Genomic DNA, 15,923 nt, shown 5'->3' with positions numbered 1-15,923 from the left:
AGTTGCAACAGGTCCGAAAACGGAGTATAAATACTCCAGAAACGGAGAAACCCATGAATCTTGCTTACTCCTACCCGCGCAGCCGCTTCGAGCCCGCGGTCCTGGTCGACCTGAATTCCCGCGCCGAGCGCGAGCGCCTGTCGAAGTCCGCCCTGTCCGGCTTCTTCAAGCTGGCCGGCGCCTGGCAAGTGCGCGACGAAGATGCGCGCGAACTGCTCGGCGGCCTGTCCGCTTCCAGCTTCTACGACTGGAAGAAGAATCCGGACCGGGTGCTCGAGGTCGACCGCATCACGCGCATCTCCTACCTGCTGGGCGTCTACAAGGCCCTGCACATCCTGTACGGCGACAAGCTCGCCGACGAATGGGTGCATCTCCCGAACAGCAACCTGATCTTCGGCGGACGCACGCCGCTGGCCGTGATGCTGGGCGGCGGCCTGCTGGCCATGCAAACGGTGCGCCAGCTGCTCGACGCACGCCGCGGGGGCCTGTGATCTTCGCGGCGCTTCCCAAACTCGCCAGCCTGCGCCAGTTCGATACCTGCCGCCTGCTCCCCTCGCGCTTCGCCGACCTCGAAGATTCGGTGCTCGCGCCGCTCTCCGACAACGACGACACCCTGCGCGACCTGTTCGACCTCGACAACGCGACCAACGCGCGCCTGCGCGGCGAAGCGGGCCTGTTGCCCGGGATCGGCATGGACGAGCTGGTCTTCGGCTTGCCGAACTTCCGCATCATCAATGCCGCTTACACCTATGCGCGCCCGGAAGGCAGCCGTTTCAACGATGGCGAACGCGGCGCCTGGTATTGCGCGTTCGACGCCAGGACGGCCCTGGCCGAGGTCAGCTTCCACAAGACGGTCGAGTATCAGGAAATCGGGCGTTTCGAGGACAGCGTGACTTACCAGGCGATGCTGGCCGATTTCAACGCGACCTTCCACGACATCCGCGGCGCGCGCGGCTTCACCAAATGCCTCGATCCGCGCAGCTATGTCGCCTCGCAGGAGCTGGCCAACACCCTGCTCGAACTGGGCGCGATGGGCATCATTTACCCGAGCGTGCGCGCGCCCACCGGCATCAACCTGGCGTGCTTCCGCCCGGCCCTGGTCGGCAATGTGCGCAAGGGCCAGGCCTATCGGTTAACATGGGCGGGTTCGCCGACTCCGACGGTCGAGATTATTTGATGTAAGCAGCCATGAAAACCAAGCCCGAAAACGATACCGAACTGCACGACAAGATCAACCGCGAGACCGGCCGCGTCGAATGGAGCGAGCTGGAGCGCCATTTCGCCCAGGGCAATGTCATCTATGTCAGCGAAGAACTCGACCTGATCGACGTCGCGATGCGCATCTCGCACGACGACAAGGCGACCATTGCGCGCTGGATGGCCGACGCCAAAGTTGCCAAGGTATCGGACCTGCAGGCCGAGACCTGGAGTGCCGGCGGCGCCGCGCTGTGGGCGGCGGTCGTGCATCCGTTCATTCTGGTCCAGCCCGAAAAGAAGCAGCTGCACTGAGTCTTCAGGGCGCCCTCTCTGCTACTACCCGCCTCTGATTGCAACATTGCCATCGCGTGATGTTGCGAATTTGCCGCAAGGCATCATTTAATGCCGCTGCGCTGGTATACTCCCCTGAATCGCTCGATTGCGGCGCTCGCCGCGTACCGGTCAGTCCGACGGTCGTATCGAATTCAAACAGCGGCCCCCGGCCGCGCATTCATCGGGAATCCAACGTGAAAAACCTCAAGATCGGCGTGCGCCTCGGCGCGGGATTTGCCATCGTACTGGCATTGCTGCTGGCCGTGACCGTGACCGCCGTGCTGCGCATGCAGGAAGCGGGCGACATGACGGGCCGGCTGGTGCATACCAGCATCAAGAACCAGCGCAATGTCGCCGAATGGGGCAAGCTGATCGAGCTCAACAGCGCGATGATGCAGACCGTCTATGTGACCGACGACAGCGCCGTCATCGCGCGCGTCGAAGCGCGCATGAAGGAAGTCTCGGTCCGCTCCACCGAGCTGCAAAATACGGTGGAAGCATCGCTGCGCAACGAAGCGGTGCGCGCCCAGTTCGCCGTCGTGAAAGCCAGCCGCGATCCTTACCTGAAGGCGCGCGCCGCGCTGTTCGCGGCCAAGCGCGCCGGCGACGTCGCGGGCGCCGACAAGATCTATACCGCGCAGCTCACGCCGCTCGCCGCGGCCTTCCTCGGCGAGATGAACAAGCTGGCGGCGATGCAGATCGACGCCGCCGACGGCGTCGCCAAGGGCATCCTCGACGCCTATGCGAGCACCCGCGTCATCCTGATCTCGCTGGGCGTGGCCGCCCTGCTGCTGGGCGCGGCCTGTGCCTGGCTGATCACGCGCTCGATCACGGTGCCGCTGCGCCACGCCGTCAGCTTCGCCCAGCGCGTCGCACGCGGCGACCTGACCAGCCGCCCTCCGGCCACCGAGCGCGACGAAACCGGCGACCTGCTGCGCGCACTGGGCGACATGTCGGCCGCGTTGGCGGACCTCGTCGGCCACGTCCGGAGCAGCACCGGCTCCATCGCCACCGCGTCGAACGAGATCGCCAGCGGCAACGCCGACCTCTCCGCCCGCACCGAGCAGCAGGCCGGCTCCCTGGAAGAAACCGCCTCGTCGATGGAAGAACTGACCTCGACCGTGCGCCAGAATGCGGACAATGCGCGCGAAGCGAACCAACTCGCGAAGAACGCCGCCGCGATTGCGGGCCAGGGCGGCGCCGTGGTGGCGGAAGTGGTGGCGACGATGGGCTCGATCAACGACTCCTCGCGCAAGATCGTCGACATTATCAGCGTCATCGACGGCATCGCCTTCCAGACCAACATCCTGGCCCTGAACGCGGCAGTCGAAGCGGCCCGCGCCGGCGAGCAGGGCCGCGGCTTCGCGGTTGTCGCCGGCGAGGTGCGCAACCTGGCCCAGCGTTCGGCAAGCGCGGCAAAGGAGATCAAGCTGCTCATCGACGACTCGGTGAACAAGGTCGCGGCAGGTAACGGCCAGGTCGACCGCGCCGGCGCCACCATGGGCGAGATCGTGCGCAGCATCGAGCAGGTGACGACCATCATCGCCGATATCGCCCACGCCAGCGAAGAGCAAAGCGCCGGTATCGAACAGGTCAACAGCGCGATCGTCGATATGGACCAGGTCACCCAGCAGAACGCGGCCCTGGTCGAGGAAGCGGCAGCCGCCGCCGAGTCGATGCAGGAACAGGCTGCGCGCCTGGCGCAGGTAGTCAGCACCTTCACGCTGGACGAGCTCGGCCTTGCACCGGCCCGCACACGTGCCGCCACCACGACCTCGCCATTGGCGCTGGCAGCGGCGTGAAACAACATCTCGCCTGAGGGCAGATCCTCAGGAAAACGCGGGAATGGCCGCTTGGAAATTGATGAAAGCTTGACAAGCGGCACCGGATTGTTTTCAAGACGAAAACTAAATCTGCCGACTTTGCCGTTTTAATGATAATTTAGCGGGACAAAACCGGAACATGCGGACAATTTCATCAAATCGGCTATACTTCCATAAACTGTAGGAATATTGATGAACAGCAATGTAATGGAAGAGGATCCGATCCTCACTACCAGCGCTGCCGCCCGTCTGCTTGGCGTGGCGACCAGTACCGTCCAGCTCTGGATGGAAAGCGGCGCGATCGAGTCCTGGAAAACCCCGGGTGGCCACCGCCGCACGCGCGAGAGCCATATACGCGCCTTGATGACCAGGGTCTCCAGTCACGGCGGCTCGCCCGAGCGCCGCCTGCCGCCGACGCCGACCGACCCCGAATTCCTGCCCAGTCCCGATCCCGGTTTCCCGGTGGCCAACGACGAAGCGCAGCGCCTTGCCGCGCTGGCCGCAACCAATCTCGTAGATACCCTGTCGGATGAGCGTTTCGAGCGCATCGTGCGCCTGGCCTCGAAAGTGACCGAGTCGCCGATCGCCCTCCTGTCGCTCCTGACCGCGCGCCGCCAGTGGTTCAAGGCGCGCGTCGGCCTGCCGGCTCAGCAGACGCCACGCGAGTGGGCCTTCTGTTCGCATGCGATCCTGCAGGACGGACCGTTCGTGGTCGAAGACGCGTTGAGCGACACGCGCTTTTCCGACAATCCGCTGGTGCTGGCCGACCCGCACATCCGCTTCTACGCCGGCGTGCCGGTGCGCGATCCCTCGGGCAGGCCGATGGGCACCCTGTGCGTGATCGACCGCGAACCGCGCAAGCTGCGCGCATCCGAACTGCAGGCGCTGATCGACCTGGCCGCGATTGCGGAGAGCGAGATCGAGGCGTCGATCAAGGCCTGACAGCTGCCGCTGACGCAGATGCACCCTGCGGCTGCGCCGGCCAGTGCTGCAAGGCATGCGCCGCCTGGCGCATCAGGAGCGCCGACTGACGCGGATCCCGCTCCTTCAAGGCCAGTTCCTGCAAGGCCGCCGGATAACCCAGTGCGGCCGATTCCTCCAGCCAGCGCCGTGCGCCGGCAGCATCCACCGCAACACCCTCTCCCGCCGCCAGCATGTTCGACAGCGTGAACATTGCCTGCGCCAGTCCGCCGCGCGCAGCGCTGCCGATCCAGTGCGCAGCGAGCCCGGCATCGGCAGCCACGCCAGTGCCGTTCCGGTACAACAGTCCCAGCTTCCAGGCAGCATGGACGTCGCCGGCCTGCGCCTGCACCACTGGCGCAGGCTGCGCAGCCTGGGCGGCGCCCCCTCCCAGCAGCGCGAGCGCCAGCACCAGCGTCTTCATTTCGCCAGATCCACCGCATACAGCGCAAAGCCCTTGCCGAGGCCGTCGTCGGCACGCAGCATCGTCACATTCTCCAGCCCCGCCTCCGCGGCCAGGCCCAGCACGCCCGGCGCCGAATGGAATACGACCGGCCCGGCCGTCTTGACGGGCGTGAAGCGCCAGCTGCGCGTCGCGCCGTGAGTGGCGCGGGTCAGCTGCTTGACCTCGCGGATATACGCGATGAGCACATCGCGGCTGGTGTCGGGCGAGGCGAGAATCGTCTTGCTGCCGTCCAGGCCGGGGAAATTGCCGCCACCGCTGGCACGGTAGTTATTCGTGGCGACGATGAACTCCTGCGTGGGCGTGACCGGCACACCGCGCAGCGCGAGCTGACGGATGCGTTCGCCCGGCGGCGCGGTGAGGTCGATCTCGTAGCTGAGCTCGTTCGACGTTGGCGTATCGAAGTTGTAGCTCGGGACCGCAGCATTGATTAACTCCTGCGGCCTACTGTTGGAAGGATCGATCGTGTTGAAGCGGCGCGCCGAGGTCTCGAGCCAGGCTTTCAAGCCTGCGCCGTCGACCTTCACCGCGTACAGCGCGTTTGGGTACAGATACAGGTCGGCCGCATTGTTCAGCGCCAGGTTCCCGGCGGGGACATCGGTAAAATCGAAGGCACCCGCCAGGCCGCTCTTGAACGGCGCCGACATCGACAGCACCGGCAGCCTGGCATACTGGGGCAGGTTGGCCGCCACGTAATTCTTCACATACCGCGTCTGCGCGGCGTTCACCACGGTGATCGCGGAGGTGTCGCCGACATCGGCGAAATAGGTCGTCATGCGAAAGTCGGTGCTGCCGACCGGCGTCTTGACGTAGCCGATGGTCGCTTCATGCTCTTCCCGGATCAGCGCCATCACGGCTGGATCGGCGGCGACAAAGGTTTTATCCGCATTCTGGGCGCTGCGCGCCTCGACGCGCGTCCTGTCTTTCTCGACCGTCCAGCGCTTGCCGTCGGCGCGCAGCTGCAGTGCGATCACGCCCAGGTGCTTGCCCCACAAATTCGCCATCACGGTGGGCACCCCATGCACCAGCCCCTTTGCCTTGTCGACGCCCGGCAGCTTGAACTGCGGGGCCGTGCTGGCGGCGTTCGGGAACACCTGGTGCGCGTGCCCGAGCAGCATCGCGTCCACGCCCGGCACCTGCGCCAGGTACCAGCCGGCGTTTTCCATTGTGGCTGTGTACGGATTGGCGTCCAGGCCGCCGTGGGCGATGGCGACCACGATGTCCGCGCCTTGTCTGCGCATCTCCGGAATGTATTTCAGGGCCGCTTCGCGCACTCCAAGCGTGTAGACCTTCCCTTCGAGCCAGCGCTTGTCCCACGACATGATGGTCGGCGGCGTAAAGCCGATGATGCCGACCTTCACAAGCGCCGTGATCGCGCGCCCGTTCGCATCGCGCGCGCTCACCTTTTTCTCGATGATGCGATACGGCGCGAACAGCGGCTTTTTCGTCTGCACGCTGTAGACGTTGGCCAGCACCTGCGGAAAGGCGGGACCGGCGCAGCGCTTTGGCTGGTCCACGCCCGCGACCTGGAACCGGTTGCCGGTCACCTGGCTGAGGAAACCGAGGCCGTAATTGAACTCGTGGTTGCCGATCGAGGCGCCGTCGTACTTCAAGGCGTTCATCACCTTGTAGATGCCGAGCGTCTGGTCGCAGCGCAGCGGCTTGACGAGTGCCTGGTAGTCGGCCAGCGCATTGCCCTGGATGGTGTCGCCGTTGTCGAACAAGACGGTATTGGCGAACTCCGCGCGCGCCTGCGCGATCAGGCGCGCGGTGCGATCCAGCCCGATCGAGGGCTCGTCAGCGAGCTTGAAGTAGTCATAGCCGACTACGTTCGCATGCAGGTCGGTGGTCTCTAACACGGCGAGGGTCGCGCTGGCGCCTTTTGGCGCCGTGGATGCGGCCAGGCTGGGCGAAACGAGGACGGCAGGCAACAAGGCAATGCCGATTTGACATGGGAGGGAGTGGCGCATGGGATTCTTCGATGGGAGACGGGCCGATGATACGGCAGCGGCACGGATGGCGGCAAGCGACTGGGGTATAATCGAAGGTTCGATTTAACTCACTCATTCACCTTACCCCGAGACGCCACCACCATGGAAGCTGAACGCATCAACGCCATCTCCGCCCTGCTGAACGACCTAACCGGTCGTGAGGCCGAACTTCGGAGGTATCTTTGACTTCGATCGGAAGTCAGAGAAACTAGAGCAGGTCAACGAAGAACTCGAGGATCCGACCGTCTGGAACGACCAGAAACGCGCGCTCGACCTCGGCAAAGAGAAAAAAGCGCTGGAAGGCGTCGTGCTCACGCTCGAAAAAGCAAAGGCCGATCTCGCGGACGCGGCCGACCTGTTCGAGATGGCGCGCGAAGAAGGCGACGACGACACCATCGAAGCCGTCAGTACCGACGTCGACGCGATCAACGCGGTGATCGAGGGCATGGAGTTCCGCCGCATGTTCGGCAACCCCATGGACCACGCCAACTGCTTCATCGACATCCAGGCCGGCGCCGGCGGTACCGAAGCCCAGGACTGGGCCTCGATGCTGCTGCGCCAGTACCTGCGCTATTGCGAACGCAAGGGCTTCAAGGCCGAGATCCTGGAACAGTCCGACGGTGAAGTCGCCGGCCTCAAGACCGCGACCATCAAGGTCGAGGGCGAGTACGCCTATGGCCACCTGCGCACCGAAACGGGCGTCCACCGCCTGGTGCGCAAGTCGCCGTTCGACTCGGCCAACGGCCGCCACACCTCGTTCACCTCGCTGTTCGTGTATCCGGAAGTCGACGATTCGATCGAGATCGAGATCAACCCGGCCGACGTGCGCATCGATACCTACCGCGCATCCGGTGCCGGTGGCCAGCACATCAACAAGACCGACTCCGCGGTGCGTCTGACGCACGCCCCGTCGGGCATTGTCGTGCAGTGCCAGAACGACCGTTCGCAGCACCGCAACAAGGCCGAGGCCTTCGACATGCTGCGCGCGAAACTGTTCGAACTCGAGATGCGTAACCGCATGAGCGAACAGCAAAAGCTGGAAGACTCGAAGACCGACGTCGGCTGGGGCCACCAGATCCGTTCCTACGTGCTCGACCAGTCGCGCATCAAGGATTTGCGGACCGGTTTCGAGACCGGCAACACGAAGAACGTGCTCGATGGCGACCTGGACGATTTCATCTCGGCCTCGCTCAAGCAAGGCGTGGGAGCGTGATGTCGGTGAAACGCGCCTTCATCTTCGACATGGACGGTACCATCGTCGACAACATGGCCTTCCACACGCAATCGTGGGTCACCTTCTTCCAGCGCCGCGGCCGCGACATCGATGCGGACGAATTCTTCCGCACCACGGCCGGGCGCCAGGGCAAGGAGATCATTCGTTCGCACATGGGCGAGCACCTGCTCGATGAAGAAGTCGCCGTGCTCAACCACGAGAAGGAAGCGGTCTATCGCGAGCTGTATGCGCCGCACCTGAAAACCGTGGCCGGCTTCGAAGACTTGATCGCCGATGCCCGTTCGCAGGGCATCGTCCTTGCGGTCGGTACCGCCGCGCCGCCGGCGAACGTCGACTTCACGCTCGGTGGCCTGGACCTGCGCCGCCATTTCGAGACGGTTGTCGGGGCGACGGACGTCCCGCGCGGCAAGCCGCATCCGGACGTGTTCCTGGAAGCGGCCCGCCGCTGCGGCGCCGACCCGGCCAACTGCATCGTCTTCGAAGACGCGCCGCTGGGCGTGGAAGCGGCTCGCCGCGCCGGCATGCGGGTGGTGGTCCTGACCACCACCCTGCCGCGCGAAGCCTTCGCCGAATTCGACAACGTGATCGCCATCGCCGACGATTTCTCCGCCCTGTCGATCGACACGCTCTTCGCCTGAACCAACCAATACAACACACCTCACCATGACTACGGAAAACCAAGAGAACACGCCGGCGCCGGCAGCGGCAGCGGCCGACGAAAACAAGATCATGACCGAGCGCCGCGCCAAGCTGGCTGCGATCCGCCAGCTTGGGGTCGCCTTCCCGAACGACTTCAAGCCACAGCACAAGGCGGCCGCGCTGATCGAGAACTACGGCGCCCTGTCGCGCGAAGAACTGGAAGAACAAGCCATTCCGGTGGTGCTGGCCGGCCGCATGATGCTCAAACGCGAAGCCGGCAAGAAGGCCGCATTCGCGACGCTGCAGGACGCATCGGGCATCCGCGCCGACGGCCGCATCCAGATCTACGTGACCCTGGACGCCACGGGCGAAGCGGCGATGGAGGCCTTGCGCAGCTACGACCTGGGCGACATCCTGGGTGTCGAAGGCACGCTGTTCAAGACCAAGGTCGACGAACTGACGATCAAGGTCAGCAAACTGCGCCTGATCACGAAGTCGCTGCGTCCGCTGCCGGACAAGTTCCATGGCCTGGCGGACCAGGAGACCAAGTACCGCCAGCGCTACGTCGACCTGATCATGAACGAAGACACGCGCCGCACGTTTAAAGCGCGTACCGCCGCGCTGTCGTCGATGCGTCGCTTCATGGAAAAGAACGAGTTCATGGAAGTCGAGACCCCGATGCTGCACCCGATCCCGGGCGGCGCCGCGGCCAAACCTTTCACCACCCACCACAACGCGCTCGACATGCAAATGTTTTTGCGCATCGCGCCCGAGCTGTATTTAAAGCGTCTGGTCGTCGGGGGTTTTGAGCGCGTCTTCGAAGTGAACCGCAACTTCCGCAACGAAGGCGTGTCGATCCGCCACAACCCCGAATTCACGATGATGGAGTTCTACGCGGCCTACGTCGAGTACACCTGGCTGATGGACTTCACCGAAGCCATCATCCGCCAGGCGGCGGTCGATGCCCAGGGCACGGGCGTGCTGTCGTATGGCGGGCGCGAGCTGGACTTGTCGAAGCCCTTCCAGCGCTTGACGATCGTCGACGCCATCAACAAGTATGCACCGGGCTACACGCCGGAGCAGCTCGAAGATGCCGAGTTCATCAAGGCGGAACTGAAGAAATTCGGCGTCAAGCCGTTCGCGACCGCGGGCCTGGGCGCGCTGCAGCTGGCGCTGTTCGAAGAGACGGCGGAGTCGCAATTGTGGGAGCCGACGTACATCATCGACTATCCGGTCGAAGTGTCGCCGCTGGCGCGCGCGTCCGATACCCGTACGGGCATCACCGAGCGTTTCGAGCTGTTCATGGTGGGCCGCGAGATTGCGAATGGTTTCTCGGAGTTGAACGATCCGGAAGACCAGGCCGCGCGCTTCCTGTCGCAGGTCGCGGCCAAGGATGCGGGCGATGAAGAGGCGATGTACTACGACGCCGACTACATCCGCGCGCTGGAATATGGGATGCCGCCGGCCGGTGGCTGCGGGATCGGGATCGATCGCCTGATCATGATTCTGACGGACTCGCCGAATATTCGGGATGTGCTGTTGTTCCCGCATTTGCGGAAAGAAGATTAAAAAATGGGGCGCTCAATGAAGCGCCCCGTTTTTTATTCCGGCATCACTCGCAAGGCAGCCGTCATTGGACGATCGTGTAACAAGGCACGTAGGCCTTGCCCGGCAATTTCATGCGGCTCTGCTCGACGAACGAGGCCAATAACGCATCCATCGGCCCCATGATCTCGCTGTCGCCATGGATCTCGTACTTGCCGAACTGTTCGATCTCGCGAATTCCCTCTTCCTTCACATTCCCCGCCACGACGCCGGAAAACGCGCGGCGCAGGTTCGCGGCCAGCAGGTGCGTCTCCAGGTTCTTGTGCAGCTTCAGGTTGCGCATGTTTTCATGCGTCGGCTTGAACGGCTTCTGGAATTCCTGGTCGATTTTCAGTAACCAGTTGAAGTAATAGGCGTCGCTGCGCGCCTTGCGGAATTCGCGCACCTTCTTGATGCCGGCCTGCATCTCGCGCGCGACCGCTTCCGGGTCGTCGATGATGATCTTGTACATGGCCTGGGCGCGCGCGCCGAGCGTCTGGCCGATGAAGCCGTCGATTTGCCGGAAATACTCGTGCGCGGTCGCAGGACCCGTGAAGATCAGCGGGAACGGCATCTCGGCGTTATCGGGATGCAGCAGGATGCCGAGGATGTACAGGATCTCTTCGGCGGTGCCGGCGCCGCCCGGGAACACACAGATGCCGTGGCCGGTGCGCACAAAGGCCTCGAGGCGCTTTTCGATGTCCGGCATGATGACCAGGTCGTTGACGATCGGGTTCGGCGACTCGGCGGCAATGATGCCCGGCTCGGAAATGCCGAGGTAGCGTCCGCCGTGCAGGCGCTGCTTCGAGTGGCCGATCGCGGCGCCCTTCATCGGGCCCTTCATGGCGCCCGGGCCGCAGCCGGTGCAGATATCGAGTTCGCGCAGGCCGAACGCGTAGCCGACTTCTTTCGAATAGTTGTACTCGACGCGGTTGATCGAGTGGCCGCCCCAGCACACCACCAGGTTCGGGCTGCGCTGCGGCTGCAGGATGTTGGCGTTACGCAGGATGTGGAACACCGCGTCGGTGATGCCTTCCGGCTTGGCGAGGTTGAATTTCGGGTTTTCGGTGATTTCGAAGTGCACATAAACGATGTCGCGCAGCACCGCGAACAGGTGTTCGTGGATACCCTTGATCATCTTGCCGTCGACAAAGGCGATCGACGGGGCGCCGCGGATGTCGAGCTTGATCCCGCGTTCGCGCTGGATGATGCTGATCTCGAAGCTGCTGTAGCGTTCAAGCAGTTCCTTGCCATCATCGATCGAGCTGCCGCAGTTCAGGACTGCGAGCGCGCACTTGCGGAATATGTTGTACAGGCCGCCCTGGCTGGTGTCGAGCAGCTTGGCCACTTCGGCCTTCGAGAGCACCTCGAGCTGGCCTTCGGGGGAAATCAAAACATCGACGACTTCGTAGTTCATGCAGGTCTTCCTTTTCAAATTCTCCGAAATAAAGGCTTCCGGAAACATGGCTGGCTGTTTCACCAATATACGATAAGTGGCAGAGAGACGCCCGCGCATCTGCGCGCGATTGGTGCACCCAGGCAACATAATGCAGCGCCTGCGCGCGTGTTTACCACAATGACAAAAATTTTTCTTGTGGTAAGCAATTTCCTCTAAAATGCGTCCCAACTGGAAATTCCGGCAAGCCTGGCATTCCAATAAAACAGTCACTCTATAAACACTATTTCGGGAGGACCCGCATGAGCGGTGCAGCTGCAATACCTGGCGAAAAGGCCATTCCAGAGTTCAAACAGATCATGGGCCACCCGGCGCCACTGTGGATGCTGTTCATGACGGAATTCTGGGAGCGCTTCGCCTTCTACGGCATCCGTTGGGCCCTCGTGCTCTATATCGTCGCCCAGTTCTACGGCGGCGCCGCGGTCGGCCAGGCCGACGCCAACCTGACCTACGGTTCCTACCTCGCGCTGGTGTACGCCGGCGCCGTCTTCGGCGGCCTGATCGCCGACCGCGTCATCGGCTACCAGCGCTCGATCCTGATCGGCGCCGTCTTCATGGCCGCCGGCCTGTTCATGATTACCTTGCCTGACCAGGACATCTTCAAACTGGGTCTTGCCACGATCATCGTCGGTAACGGCATGTTCAAGCCGAACATCTCGACCATGGTCGGCAAACTGTACTCCCTGGGCGATACCCGCCGCGATTCGGGCTTTACCATTTTCTACATGGGTATCAATGCCGGTGCATTCATCGCTCCAATCCTGACCCAGATCCTGGCGCAGGAGCTCGGCGACGGCACCACGCCTGCCTACAAGGTGGTGTTCTTCGTCTCCGGCCTCGGCATGCTGGTCAGCCTCGTGTGGTTCTACATCGGCCGCAAGACGCTCGCCGGCATCGGCGCTCCGGAACCGCAGGCACAGGGCCGTGGCCGCTCGATCGCCGTCATCATCGGCAGCATCATCGTCATCCCCGGCGTGTACTTCCTGCTCAAACTCGGCGCCGGTACGCTGCAGATCATCCTGACCGTGCTGTTCCTCGCGCTGGCAGCGATGCTGATGGTCGAGGGCATCCGCAACGGCAAAGTCGCGCGCGACAAGACCATCGCCATGATGATCATCTTCGCCTTCAACATCCTGTTCTGGATGTTCTTCGAGCAGGCCGGCAGCTCGTTCACCTTCCTGGCCGACCAGATCGTCGACCGTGACCTGAATGGCTGGATCTTCCCGGTCGCCTGGTTCCAGAGCGTGAACTCGGTCGCCATCATCGCGTTCGCACCGATCATCGCCGCCATCTGGGTGATGCTGGGCCGCCGCAACGCGAACCCGTCGATTCCGCGCAAGTTCGGCCTCGGCCTGATCTTCAACGGCCTCGCTTTCGGCCTGTTGATGTTTGCGCTCGGTAGCCTGGTGGACATGGACAACAAGATCCCGTTCTGGACCCTGTTCACGGTCTACTTCATCCAGTCGATCGGTGAGCTGTGCCTGTCGCCGATCGGCCTGTCGATGGTCACCAAGCTCGCTCCCGTGCGCCTGGTGGGCCTGGGCATGGGCGGCTGGTTCCTGTCGACCGGTATCGGCAACAACCTGTCGGGTATCTTCGCTTCGCATGTCTCGGGCGAATCGGGCATGACGATCGCCTCGGCTCTGGACGGCTACACCTCCGGTTTCTGGTCGCTGCTGGCCGGCGGCGTGCTGCTGTTCCTGCTCGCACCGCTGATCCAGAAGCTGATGCATGGCGTGAAGTAATCGGCCTTTTAGCTTCGACGAGAACGGCAGCTTCGGCTGCCGTTTTTTGTTGTGTCACGCCGACGTCGTCGACTTCGGAGTCGCGCGTACATCACGAATGACGACGCGACAAATGCAAACGGCCACCCAAGGGCGGCCGTCGACACCAAAAAACGGGCGCTCGAAGCGCCCGCCGTTTTACTTGCGCGCCTTCTCGCGCGCCACCCAATACAGCAGCAGCACGATCGCCGCATACGGTATCAGCGACAGCAGGTCCGCATTCGGGCCCGCGAAGAACGGGTTCGAACCTTCTGCCCACTTTGCCATCATGCTGTCGAAGTTCGTCAGCACGCCCGCCGTAATCGCGATGACGATGCCCGCCAGCGCGCCGCCGGCGATGTAGCCGGATGCGAGCAAGGTGCCCGAGCTGCGGTCGCCCGCGGCGGTGCGTTCCTCGGCAGTCAGGTCGGCATACTGCGGCAGCTTGCTGTTGCGGCGATCGGCCGCCCAGCGCACCGTGCCCCCGATGGCGATCGGCAGCGTCGACACCAGCGGCAGGTAGACGCCCACCGAGAAGGCCAGCGCCTGGACGCCGGCCATTTCCAGCACCACCGCGATCATCACGCCGAACAGGACCAGCGTCCACGGCAGCTGTTGATCCAGGATGCCCTTGATGATGTAGGACATGAGCACGGCCTTCGGCGCATCGTATTTCTTCACCTCGGTGCCGTCCGGACGCGTGTTGTGGTGGCCGTTGATGCCCGGGTCGACCAGGTAGGCCAGCTTGCCGTCGTCACCGACCAGGTATTTGCCTTCCGGCCCGCCGGCGGTGCCGACCTTGCGCCAGACTTTATAGGTCTTGTTATCGGTTTGGGCTTGTGGCCCCTGCAGCTGCGCCGTCTCCCTCAGCTTCGCCGCGTCGACCGTGATGCCGGGCGCAACCTGGGCGGCCGGCACATACACCGTGCCGGCATCGTTCAGTTTCAGCAGGATCGGACCCAGGATCAGGGCCGACGCGAATGCGCCGCACAGGATCGCGTACTGCTGCAGGCGCGGCGTCGAGCCGACCAGGAAGCCGGTCTTCAAATCCTGCGATGTCGTGCCGGCGTTGCTCGCGGCGATGCAGACAATCGCGCCGACCGACAGCGCGGTGACGTAGTACTGGCCGCCGGTCCAGCCCAGGACGAGGAAGATCAGGCAGGTAAACAGCAGCGTGGCCACCGCCATGCCCGAGATCGGGTTCGAGGACGAACCCACTTCGCCGGTCAGGCGCGAGGACACGGTGGCGAACAGGAAGCCGAACACCAGGATCAGCAAGGCGCCCAGCAAATTCATGTGCAGCGGCGTGGCCACGGTGATGATGGCGATGATCGCCAGGCAGCCGATAACGACCCATTTGAACGGGATGTCCTGGTCGGTGCGCAGCGAGGACGCGGCAGGTGCACCCTTGCCCATCCCTGCGAGACCACCCTTCAGGCCCTTCCAGATCGACGGCAAGGAGCGCACCAGCGAAATCAGGCCACCCGCGGCCACGGCGCCGGCGCCGATATAGAGCACATAGGCGTCGCGGATATCGTCCGGCGACATGTCCTTGATGAGCATGGTGCCCGGCGAGACCGGCACCGCCAGCTGCTCACCGAAGAACTTGATCATCGGGATCAGGAGCAGGTAGGACAGCACGCCGCCGGCCGCCATCGTCAACGCGATGCGCGGGCCGATGATGTAGCCGACGCCGACCAGTTCCGGCGAAATCTCGGCGCCGGCCGAGCCGGCCTTCAACGGTGCGCCGAACTCGAAGTTGGCGACATCCTTCCAGCCCTTGAGCGAGACGTTGGCCACCTTGTACAGGAGACCGAGACCGAACCCGCCGAAGATGATCGCGGCGCGGCGGCTGGCGTCGCGCGCGGCACTTGATCCGGCTTCGCGCACTTCGCCGGCGGCGGCGCGCGAGGTTTCGGTGGCGGCGGCCTTGAGCACTTCGGCGCAGGCCGTGCCTTCCGGGTATTTCAGTTCGCGGTGCTGCTCGACGATCATGGTGCGGCGCATCGGGATCATCATCAGGATGCCGAGCAGGCCGCCCAGGACCCCCACCAGCATCACGCGCGAGATCTCGAGATCGAAACCCAGGATCATAATCGCCGGCATCGTCACGCCCAGGCCGAAGGCGAGCGACTCGCCGGCCGAACCGGCCGTTTGCGTGATGCTGTTCTCCAGGATGGTGGACTCGCGCCCGCCCATCTTCTTGAACATGCCGAACAGGGTGATGGCGATCACCGCCACCGGAATCGAGGCGCTGACGGTCAGGCCGACCTTCAATACCAGGTACAGCGAAGAAGCGCCAAAGATCATCCCCAGCACGACCCCCATGACGAGGGCGCGGATGGTGAATTCGGGGAGGTCGGCCGTCGCCGGTATGTAGGGCTTGATCGGCGTAGAGGCGGGATCGTAGGGCATCGTGTTCCTGGGTTATCGAAGTGCCAGGCTTTCTTAAGGGGGCCTGAACGCGTGACTATGGCATA

Annotated in this window: 13 protein-coding genes; 9 read left to right on the top strand and 4 right to left on the bottom strand. The window is 63.6% G+C overall.

Going from position 1 to position 15,923, the window contains the following annotated elements:
* Window positions 1-53: 53 nt before the first annotated feature.
* The 5 genes from ACHAC9_RS00465 to ACHAC9_RS00445 all read left to right on the top strand — a co-directional run bounded on the left by ACHAC9_RS00465 (window position 54) and on the right by ACHAC9_RS00445 (window position 4,295).
* Window positions 54-491 (top strand): MbcA/ParS/Xre antitoxin family protein, encoded by a 438-nt coding sequence (locus ACHAC9_RS00465; protein WP_435756035.1) that lies wholly within the window; start codon window positions 54-56, stop codon window positions 489-491.
* Window positions 488-1,177, top strand: coding sequence for an RES family NAD+ phosphorylase (locus ACHAC9_RS00460; RefSeq protein ID WP_435756033.1), 690 nt, complete (start codon window positions 488-490; stop codon window positions 1,175-1,177). The genes ACHAC9_RS00465 and ACHAC9_RS00460 overlap by 4 nt, the downstream gene beginning before the upstream one ends.
* 11 nt (window positions 1,178-1,188) lie before the next feature.
* Window positions 1,189-1,509 (top strand): DUF2288 domain-containing protein, encoded by a 321-nt coding sequence (locus tag ACHAC9_RS00455; RefSeq protein WP_435756032.1) that lies wholly within the window; start codon window positions 1,189-1,191, stop codon window positions 1,507-1,509.
* Window positions 1,510-1,724: 215 nt separating this feature from the next.
* A complete protein-coding gene (locus tag ACHAC9_RS00450; protein WP_435756030.1) occupies window positions 1,725-3,332 on the top strand; it encodes a methyl-accepting chemotaxis protein in 1,608 nt (535 codons plus the stop codon).
* 213 nt (window positions 3,333-3,545) lie between these two features.
* Entirely contained in the window at window positions 3,546-4,295 is a 750-nt protein-coding gene (locus ACHAC9_RS00445; protein ID WP_435756028.1) for a GAF domain-containing protein, read from the top strand.
* On the opposite strand, the gene ACHAC9_RS00440 is transcribed toward ACHAC9_RS00445, so the two are convergent.
* Entirely contained in the window at window positions 4,285-4,737 is a 453-nt protein-coding gene (locus tag ACHAC9_RS00440; protein WP_435756026.1) for a tetratricopeptide repeat protein, read from the bottom strand. The two genes, ACHAC9_RS00445 and ACHAC9_RS00440, sit on opposite strands and share 11 nt — an antisense overlap.
* Window positions 4,734-6,746 (bottom strand): bifunctional 2',3'-cyclic-nucleotide 2'-phosphodiesterase/3'-nucleotidase, encoded by a 2,013-nt coding sequence (locus ACHAC9_RS00435; RefSeq protein ID WP_435756024.1) that lies wholly within the window; start codon window positions 6,744-6,746, stop codon window positions 4,734-4,736. Before ACHAC9_RS00435 ends, ACHAC9_RS00440 begins: the two co-directional genes overlap by 4 nt.
* A 123-nt stretch (window positions 6,747-6,869) precedes the next feature.
* On the opposite strand from ACHAC9_RS00435, the gene prfB reads away from it, so the two are divergent.
* From prfB to lysS, 3 genes are all read left to right on the top strand, one after another.
* Window positions 6,870-7,980, top strand: a protein-coding gene (prfB, locus tag ACHAC9_RS00430; protein ID WP_435756022.1) for a peptide chain release factor 2 whose coding sequence is annotated in 2 segments (ribosomal slippage) — window positions 6,870-6,950 and window positions 6,952-7,980 — 1,110 coding nt in all. Because the reading frame shifts where the segments join, the coding sequence is not laid out codon by codon here.
* Window positions 7,980-8,639 carry an HAD family hydrolase gene (locus tag ACHAC9_RS00425; protein ID WP_435757221.1) on the top strand — a complete coding sequence of 220 codons (660 nt, stop codon included), beginning with the start codon at window positions 7,980-7,982 and terminating at the stop codon, window positions 8,637-8,639. Before prfB ends, ACHAC9_RS00425 begins: the two co-directional genes overlap by 1 nt.
* Before the next feature lie 25 nt (window positions 8,640-8,664).
* Window positions 8,665-10,209, top strand: coding sequence for a lysine--tRNA ligase (gene lysS, locus ACHAC9_RS00420; RefSeq protein WP_435756020.1), 1,545 nt, complete (start codon window positions 8,665-8,667; stop codon window positions 10,207-10,209).
* Window positions 10,210-10,270: 61 nt separating this feature from the next.
* Here the strand turns inward: lysS and ppnN are convergent, their stop codons facing one another.
* Complete coding sequence (gene ppnN, locus ACHAC9_RS00415; protein ID WP_435756018.1) at window positions 10,271-11,641, bottom strand: nucleotide 5'-monophosphate nucleosidase PpnN; 1,371 nt, start codon at window positions 11,639-11,641, stop codon at window positions 10,271-10,273.
* 281 nt (window positions 11,642-11,922) lie between these two features.
* On the opposite strand from ppnN, the gene ACHAC9_RS00410 reads away from it, so the two are divergent.
* A complete protein-coding gene (locus ACHAC9_RS00410) occupies window positions 11,923-13,425 on the top strand; it encodes a peptide MFS transporter (RefSeq protein WP_435756016.1) in 1,503 nt (500 codons plus the stop codon).
* Window positions 13,426-13,602: 177 nt separating this feature from the next.
* Here the strand turns inward: ACHAC9_RS00410 and ACHAC9_RS00405 are convergent, their stop codons facing one another.
* On the bottom strand, window positions 13,603-15,858 hold the full coding sequence (locus ACHAC9_RS00405) for an OPT family oligopeptide transporter (protein WP_435756014.1): 2,256 nt from the start codon (window positions 15,856-15,858) through the stop codon (window positions 13,603-13,605).
* Window positions 15,859-15,923 lie beyond the last annotated feature (65 nt).

Source organism: Massilia sp. CMS3.1, from assembly GCF_051262535.1.
In the GTDB taxonomy this organism is placed as follows: domain Bacteria; phylum Pseudomonadota; class Gammaproteobacteria; order Burkholderiales; family Burkholderiaceae_D; genus Telluria.
This window is presented reverse-complemented; position numbering and strand designations above follow the sequence as displayed.

Excerpts from the sequence above, each read along its gene's own strand:
- ACHAC9_RS00465 (WP_435756035.1), top strand. The coding sequence starts at position 54 with ATGAATCTTGCTTACTCCTACCCGCGCAGCCGCTTCGAGCCCGCGGTC.
- ACHAC9_RS00455 (WP_435756032.1), top strand. The coding sequence starts at position 1,189 with ATGAAAACCAAGCCCGAAAACGATACCGAACTGCACGACAAGATCAAC.
- ACHAC9_RS00445 (WP_435756028.1), top strand. The coding sequence starts at position 3,546 with ATGAACAGCAATGTAATGGAAGAGGATCCGATCCTCACTACCAGCGCT.
- ACHAC9_RS00440 (WP_435756026.1), bottom strand. The coding sequence starts at position 4,737 with ATGAAGACGCTGGTGCTGGCGCTCGCGCTGCTGGGAGGGGGCGCCGCC.
- ACHAC9_RS00435 (WP_435756024.1), bottom strand. The coding sequence starts at position 6,746 with ATGCGCCACTCCCTCCCATGTCAAATCGGCATTGCCTTGTTGCCTGCC.
- ACHAC9_RS00425 (WP_435757221.1), top strand. The coding sequence starts at position 7,980 with ATGTCGGTGAAACGCGCCTTCATCTTCGACATGGACGGTACCATCGTC.
- lysS (WP_435756020.1), top strand. The coding sequence starts at position 8,665 with ATGACTACGGAAAACCAAGAGAACACGCCGGCGCCGGCAGCGGCAGCG.
- ppnN (WP_435756018.1), bottom strand. The coding sequence starts at position 11,641 with ATGAACTACGAAGTCGTCGATGTTTTGATTTCCCCCGAAGGCCAGCTC.
- ACHAC9_RS00410 (WP_435756016.1), top strand. The coding sequence starts at position 11,923 with ATGAGCGGTGCAGCTGCAATACCTGGCGAAAAGGCCATTCCAGAGTTC.
- ACHAC9_RS00405 (WP_435756014.1), bottom strand. The coding sequence starts at position 15,858 with ATGCCCTACGATCCCGCCTCTACGCCGATCAAGCCCTACATACCGGCG.